We start from the raw sequence: 6,680 nt of genomic DNA on the forward strand, positions 1-6,680 counted from the left end.
AGAGATACATGAAACCAGTTCTGAAACCAGTTCTAAAAATGTCTGTGCTGGCAGCAACAATTCTGCTGGCGGTAGGCTGTCAGGATGAGAAAACGTCAGCACCGGCAGAGACAGCTGAACCAGTGGCAGTTGAGCAGCAGGCTGCGACAGATGCAAAGGCATTCGAGTCTGATGATCAGAAAGCGGCTTATGCTATCGGGGCTTCACTGGCGCAATATCTGTCAGCTAACCTGGAACAGCAAAAAGAGCTGGGTCTGGATCTGAAAAAAGAAGATGTACTGGCTGGGGTGAGCGATGTCTTTGCCGGTAACAGCCGCATGAGCCAGGAAGAAACGCAGCAGGCGCTGCAGGATCTGGATCAGCGTGTCTCTGACATGATGGCGAGCAAAGCCAAAGAAGAAGCGGAAAAGAACACCAAAGCTGGCGATGATTTCCGTGCTGATTTCGAAAAACAGGAAGGCGTGAAGAAAACCGAATCAGGCCTGCTGTATCAGGTTGAAACTGAAGGTAACGGCGAAATGCCAAAAGCAACCGATACAGTGCAGGTGCACTATAGCGGTACGCTGATTGACGGCACAGAATTTGACAGCTCATACAAGCGCAACCAACCGGCCACGTTCCCGCTGAACCAGGTGATTCCGGGCTGGACGGAAGGCGTGCAGCTGATGCCGGTCGGCTCTAAGTTCAAGTTTGTGATCCCGCCAGAGCTGGCTTACGGCTCACAAGCTAACCCAAGCATTCCGGCCAACTCTACCCTGGTATTTGAGGTTGAGCTGCTGGATATTGTCAAAGCGGATCAGGACGCAGAAGCCACGGCTGATCAGTAAGCCCTCGTTTATGACCCCGTTAAGCCCGGCCGATGCCGGGCTTTTTGCATTTACAGCGCTGATTTAGGATCAGTTTTGTGCGCTGCAAATTTCATTTTCTGAAGACCTGTTTTCATATTCTGATAAACTTGCAAGCAAGAATTGAATTTTTCCCCGTTTCGTTTAAATCGAAGCTTGCCTTCAACACCAGTGGAGCGGGAACAAGCAAGGAAGACTGAAAGTGGTATCGACCGATAACTTTGGCACTGACGTCATGGTGGAAAGTGACTTAATAGAGACCCGTACTTTTACTGAGCACGACTTTGTTATATTGCGCTCATACGAAGCCGTGGTTGATGGACTGGCTACTCTGATAGGGCCTTTTTGTGAAATAGTGCTGCATTCACTGGCCGATCTGAATACCTCGGCGATCAAAATTGCCAACGGTGAAAATACCGGCCGCAAAGTGGGCTCGCCGATCACTGATCTGGCATTGCGCATGCTGCGTGACATTGAAGGGTCCGAGCGCAATTTCTCCCGCGCGTACTTCACCCGTGCCAAGGGTGGCGCATTGATGAAGTCCATCACCATTGCGATCCGCAATGCCGATGACAATATCATAGGTTTGCTGTGTATCAACGTTAACCTGGATGCCCCTTTTTCCCAGATTCTGCAATCTTTCATGCCGACCGATGAGGCCAAGCAGGCCGCTTCCAGCGTGAATTTTGCCAGCGATGTCGATGAGCTGGTGGATCAGACGGTTGAGCGCACGATCGAAGAAATCAATGCCGACAAGAATGTTTCGAATAATGCCAAAAACCGTCAGATAGTGATGGAGCTGTACGACAAAGGGATCTTCGATATTAAAGATGCCATCAACCGGGTTGCTGACCGCCTGAATATCTCCAAGCACACTGTCTACTTATATATACGCCAGCGTAAAACGGAGGATGGCGAAAAATGAGCCTGACGTTTGCCCTGGTGGTCGATGGACCGGCCTACGGTTCACAGAATGCCCGCAGCGCCTATCAGTTTGCCCGGGCCGTCATCGCTAATGGGCACAGGTTACAACGGGTTTTTTTCTATCAGGATGGGGTTCACAACGGCTCTGCACTGACTGCACCGGCGTCGGATGAGTTTGATTTACTGGCCGCCTGGCAGCAACTGGGCCGTGAGCATCAGGTCGAGTTGCAAACCTGTGTGGCTGCCGCGTTGCGCCGCGGGGTGGTCAGCGAACTCGAAGCCAGCCAGAATGCGCTGCCGGGTCATAATCTGGCCGACGGCTTTGAACAGGCCGGGCTGGGCGGCCTGGCCGAAGTGTTATTGAGCGCCGATCGCGTGATTCAGTTTTAACTGTCCCGGGAAGTATTATGTCTGTCGGATTTGTTTTTACCACTGTGCCGCACGGTCTTAACAGCGGCCGTGAAGGGTTAGATGCCGTGCTGGCAACTTCTGCTTACAGTGAAGAGCTGCAACTGTTCTTTATTGGTGATGGGGTATGGCAACTGCTCAAAGATCAGCAGGGTACAGCGGTACTGGGGCGTGAATACAGCGCCGCCTTTAAAATGCTGCCACTGTATGATCTGGAAGAGGTGTTTGTGTGCCGCGAGTCAATGGCGGAGCGCGGGCTCACACTGGATGATTTGCTGATCGAGGCGGAGCTGCTTTCGCCGCAGGAACTGACCGCCAGACTGCACCGTTGCCAGAAAATTCTCAGTTACTAGTTTCTCCGCAACTCATGCTGCGGGCAGCTTTCAGGACTTTCTATGTTACACATGATTTTTTCTTCTCCTTTTCAAAATCGGGCATTACAGCAGTGCGTTGCTCAACTTTTACCCGGTGATGAAATTGTGTTGCTGCAAGATGGCGTTGTTGCCGCCACTGCGCCGGGGCAGCTTGATTCTGCATTGAAGCAAGCGGCGGCCGTGTACGTACTGGAGACGGATATACTGGCGAGAGGCCTGGCCGGGCGGGTTACTGCGGATGTGGAAGTGATTGATCATGACATGTTGGTGGCGTTGACGGTACGCCATCCTAACTGCATGAAATGGGCCTGAATAATTGCGGTTAAAAAGGATTCAACCGGCCGGAAAGAGGGTGGTTAAGAAATGATCATAGATGTGATCGCTGTATATATCTTGACACCTTATAGTCCGACGCCTAAAATTTCGCGTCCTCCTGTTGTTGGGAGGCAGATTTTTCACCTTTACGAAAGTAAATAATCAGGAGCTATTTAATGGCAACTATTAACCAGCTGGTACGCAAACCACGTGCAAAGCAAGTTGTTAAGAGCAACGTGCCTGCGCTAGAAGCGTGTCCACAAAAACGTGGTGTATGTACTCGTGTATACACTACTACTCCAAAAAAACCAAACTCCGCACTGCGTAAAGTATGTCGTGTACGTCTGACCAATGGTTTTGAAGTAACGTCATACATCGGCGGTGAAGGCCACAACCTGCAAGAGCACAGTGTTGTTCTTATCCGTGGTGGTCGTGTTAAAGACCTTCCAGGTGTTCGTTACCACACTGTTCGTGGTGCACTTGACTGTGCGGGTGTTAACGACCGTAAACAAGGTCGTTCTAAGTACGGTGTGAAGCGTCCTAAGTCTTAATGGAATCCGTTAAGTAAGGCCAAACACTAAATTATTTGTAATTTTGAAAAAACTGAAAAGTTTTGGATAAAACCTGAAGAAGACAACGGAGAATTTCCATGCCACGTCGTCGCGTAATTGGTCAGCGTAAGATCCTTCCAGATCCTAAGTTCAAATCTGAATTGCTGGCAAAATTCGTCAACATCCTGATGGTTGACGGTAAGAAATCTACTGCAGAGAAAATTGTTTACACTGCACTGGATTCAATGGCTGAGCGCTCTGGTGAAGAGCACCTGTCAATTTTTGAAAAAGCTCTTGATAACGTTCGCCCAGCGGTAGAGGTTAAATCTCGCCGTGTAGGTGGTTCAACTTACCAGGTACCAGTAGAAGTACGTCCTGTGCGTCGTAATGCTCTGGCTATGCGTTGGTTGGTTGAAGCTGCGCGTAAGCGTGGTGAAAAATCTATGGCTGCTCGCCTGGCTGCTGAAATGCTGGACGCTGCCGACAACAAAGGTTCTGCTGTTAAGAAACGTGAAGACGTTCACCGTATGGCAGAAGCGAACAAAGCGTTCGCACACTACCGCTGGTAATTTCATTATTAGCGAATGGGCGCAGCAGGCTTGGCCTGCTGCGCCCGTACCATTTTCTAAGGATAACCTTAGTAAGAGGATTCAACCGTGGCTCGCAAAACTCCTATCGAGCGTTACCGTAACATCGGTATTTGTGCTCACGTAGATGCCGGTAAAACAACCACTACCGAGCGTATCCTGTTTTACACAGGTCTTTCCCATAAAATTGGTGAAGTACACGATGGTGCAGCTACCATGGACTGGATGGAACAGGAGCAGGAGCGTGGGATCACCATTACCTCTGCTGCCACTACAACCTTCTGGCGTGGTATGGACGCTCAGTTTCCTGAGCATCGCATCAACATTATCGACACCCCAGGACACGTTGATTTTACTATCGAAGTAGAGCGTTCTCTGCGCGTACTTGATGGTGCAGTGGTTGTTTTCTGTGGCTCATCCGGTGTTGAACCTCAGTCTGAGACCGTCTGGCGTCAGGCTGACAAATACGAAGTACCACGTATGGTCTTCGTTAACAAGATGGACCGTGCAGGGGCTGATTTCCTGCGTGTAATTGAGCAAATCAAAATCCGTCTTGGCGCAAATCCGGTACCTATTCAGCTGAATATTGGTGCGGAAGAAGAATTCAAAGGTGTGATCGACCTGATTAAAATGAAAGCGATCAACTGGAATGAAGCCGATCAGGGCATGAGCTTCACCTATGAAGACATTCCGGCAGACATGCAAGAGCTGGCCGAAGAATGGCATACCAATCTGGTTGAGTCAGCGGCTGAGGCAACAGAAGAGCTGATGGATAAGTACCTTGAAGAAGGTACCTTGTCAGAAGATGAAATCAAAGCCGGTCTGCGCCAGCGTACGCTGAACAATGAAATCGTACTGGCAACCTGTGGCTCTGCATTTAAAAACAAAGGTGTTCAGGCTGTACTGGATGCGGTTGTGGAATTCTTGCCATCGCCAACGGAAGTAAAAGCAATCCGTGGTGAAGATATGGATGGCAATGAAGTGATCCGCCACTCAAGCGACGAAGAACCCTTCGCTGCGCTGGCGTTTAAGATCGCAACTGACCCGTTCGTAGGCACTCTGACATTTATGCGTGTTTATTCCGGTGTTGTGAATTCAGGCGATAGCGTCTACAACACGGTGAAAGATAAGCGTGAGCGCTTTGGCCGTATCGTTCAGATGCACTCCAATAAGCGTGAAGAAATTAAAGAAGTTCGAGCTGGCGACATCGCGGCAGCAATTGGCCTGAAGAACGTTACTACCGGTGATACTCTGTGCGATCCAGAACACAAAGTGATTCTGGAGCGGATGGAATTCCCTGAGCCAGTGATTCAGATTGCTGTTGAACCAAGGTCGAAAGCCGACCAGGAAAAAATGGGTATTGCACTGGGTAAACTGGCTGCAGAAGATCCATCATTCCGGGTAGAAACCGATGAAGAATCTGGCCAAACCCTGATTTCGGGTATGGGTGAGCTTCATCTGGATATCATCGTTGACCGTATGAAGCGTGAGTTCAGCGTTGAATGTAACGTTGGTAAGCCTCAGGTTGCTTTCCGTGAAACTATCCGTGGCAAAACGGAAGTGGAAGGTAAGTTCGTACGTCAATCTGGTGGTCGCGGCCAGTACGGTCACGTCTGGCTGAAGATTGAGCCTTCAGAGCCGAATGCCGGTTTCGTCTTTGTCGACGAAGTCGTCGGTGGCGCAGTACCGAGAGAATATATCGGTGCCGTTGCCAAAGGTATCGAAGAGCAGATGAAAAATGGTGTCCTTGCCGGTTACCCGGTACTGGACGTCAAAGCGACGCTGTTCGATGGTTCATACCACGATGTTGACTCGAGCGAAATGGCGTTTAAGATCGCCGGTTCTATGGCGTTCAGGAAGGGTGCACTTGATGCGCAACCTGTCATTCTTGAACCTATGATGAAAGTTGAAGTAACCACTCCGGAAGACTGGATGGGTGATGTGGTGGGCGACTTGAACCGTCGTCGCGGCATCATTGGCGGTATGGACGAAGGCCCGGCCGGGCTGAAGATTATCCGTGCCCATGTTCCGCTTTCTGAGATGTTTGGTTATGCAACGGATCTTCGTTCTGCTACCCAAGGCCGTGCTTCCTATTCGATGGAGTTCAGCGAATATGCTGAAGTTCCGAAGAATATCGCCGATGGAATCATCGCTGAACGCGGCTAAACATTAGCAGAAATATTGCGTCAGCTTCGGTTGCCGCATAAAATACAACTTCTGACGCGTCCCGCCAATATGTGGGGCGAATCACAACTAGGAAGGAACACGATCGTGTCTAAAGAAAAATTTGAACGTACGAAACCGCACGTTAACGTTGGTACTATCGGCCACGTTGACCACGGTAAAACCACTCTGACTGCTGCTATCTGTACTACTTTGGCTAAAGTATACGGTGGTGCTGCGCGTGACTTCGCATCTATCGATAATGCGCCAGAAGAGCGTGAGCGTGGTATCACTATCTCTACTTCTCACGTAGAGTACGATACTCCGACTCGCCACTACGCACACGTAGACTGCCCAGGACACGCTGACTACGTTAAGAACATGATCACCGGTGCTGCTCAGATGGACGGTGGTATCCTGGTTGTTGCTGCGACTGATGGCCCAATGCCACAGACTCGTGAGCACATCCTGCTGGGTCGTCAGGTTGGTATCCCTTACATCATCGTGTTCATG

The 6,680-nt window shown here is 50.1% G+C and carries 9 protein-coding genes; all 9 read left to right on the forward strand.

Annotated elements, in window-relative coordinates; all coding sequences use genetic code 11:
- Positions 1–20 precede the first annotated feature (20 nt).
- Positions 21–827: an FKBP-type peptidyl-prolyl cis-trans isomerase gene (fkpA, locus tag H511_RS0101145; RefSeq protein ID WP_027250663.1), complete on the forward strand. Its 807-nt coding sequence runs from the start codon at positions 21–23 to the stop codon at positions 825–827.
- Positions 828–1,080: 253 nt separating this feature from the next.
- Positions 1,081–1,770, forward strand: coding sequence for a helix-turn-helix transcriptional regulator (locus H511_RS0101150; protein ID WP_202602059.1), 690 nt, complete (start codon positions 1,081–1,083; stop codon positions 1,768–1,770).
- The gene (gene tusD, locus H511_RS0101155) at positions 1,767–2,159 is read left to right on the forward strand and encodes a sulfurtransferase complex subunit TusD (RefSeq protein ID WP_027250665.1); all 393 of its coding nucleotides are present in this window, start codon (positions 1,767–1,769) and stop codon (positions 2,157–2,159) included. Before H511_RS0101150 ends, tusD begins: the two co-directional genes overlap by 4 nt.
- Positions 2,160–2,173: 14 nt before the next feature.
- Positions 2,174–2,530: a sulfurtransferase complex subunit TusC gene (tusC, locus tag H511_RS0101160; protein WP_155804770.1), complete on the forward strand. Its 357-nt coding sequence runs from the start codon at positions 2,174–2,176 to the stop codon at positions 2,528–2,530.
- A gap of 42 nt (positions 2,531–2,572) precedes the next feature.
- Positions 2,573–2,863 (forward strand): sulfurtransferase complex subunit TusB, encoded by a 291-nt coding sequence (gene tusB / locus H511_RS0101165; RefSeq protein WP_027250667.1) that lies wholly within the window; start codon positions 2,573–2,575, stop codon positions 2,861–2,863.
- 179 nt (positions 2,864–3,042) lie between these two features.
- Positions 3,043–3,417 carry a 30S ribosomal protein S12 gene (rpsL, locus tag H511_RS0101170; RefSeq protein WP_004399892.1) on the forward strand — a complete coding sequence of 125 codons (375 nt, stop codon included), beginning with the start codon at positions 3,043–3,045 and terminating at the stop codon, positions 3,415–3,417.
- 98 nt (positions 3,418–3,515) lie between these two features.
- Entirely contained in the window at positions 3,516–3,986 is a 471-nt protein-coding gene (rpsG, locus tag H511_RS0101175) for a 30S ribosomal protein S7 (protein ID WP_027250668.1), read from the forward strand.
- A gap of 87 nt (positions 3,987–4,073) precedes the next feature.
- Positions 4,074–6,170, forward strand: coding sequence for an elongation factor G (gene fusA, locus H511_RS0101180; protein ID WP_027250669.1), 2,097 nt, complete (start codon positions 4,074–4,076; stop codon positions 6,168–6,170).
- Positions 6,171–6,275: 105 nt separating this feature from the next.
- Positions 6,276–6,680, forward strand: a 405-nt coding sequence (locus H511_RS0101185; RefSeq protein ID WP_027250670.1) for a GTP-binding protein, incomplete at its 3' end; no start/stop codon positions are given.

The sequence above is a fragment of the Photobacterium halotolerans DSM 18316 genome, from assembly GCF_000425165.1.
In the GTDB taxonomy this organism is placed as follows: Bacteria; Pseudomonadota; Gammaproteobacteria; order Enterobacterales; family Vibrionaceae; genus Photobacterium; species Photobacterium halotolerans.

Excerpts from the sequence above, each read along its gene's own strand:
- H511_RS0101150 (WP_202602059.1), top strand. The coding sequence starts at position 1,081 with ATGGTGGAAAGTGACTTAATAGAGACCCGTACTTTTACTGAGCACGAC.
- tusD (WP_027250665.1), top strand. The coding sequence starts at position 1,767 with ATGAGCCTGACGTTTGCCCTGGTGGTCGATGGACCGGCCTACGGTTCA.
- tusB (WP_027250667.1), top strand. The coding sequence starts at position 2,573 with ATGTTACACATGATTTTTTCTTCTCCTTTTCAAAATCGGGCATTACAG.
- rpsL (WP_004399892.1), top strand. The coding sequence starts at position 3,043 with ATGGCAACTATTAACCAGCTGGTACGCAAACCACGTGCAAAGCAAGTT.
- rpsG (WP_027250668.1), top strand. The coding sequence starts at position 3,516 with ATGCCACGTCGTCGCGTAATTGGTCAGCGTAAGATCCTTCCAGATCCT.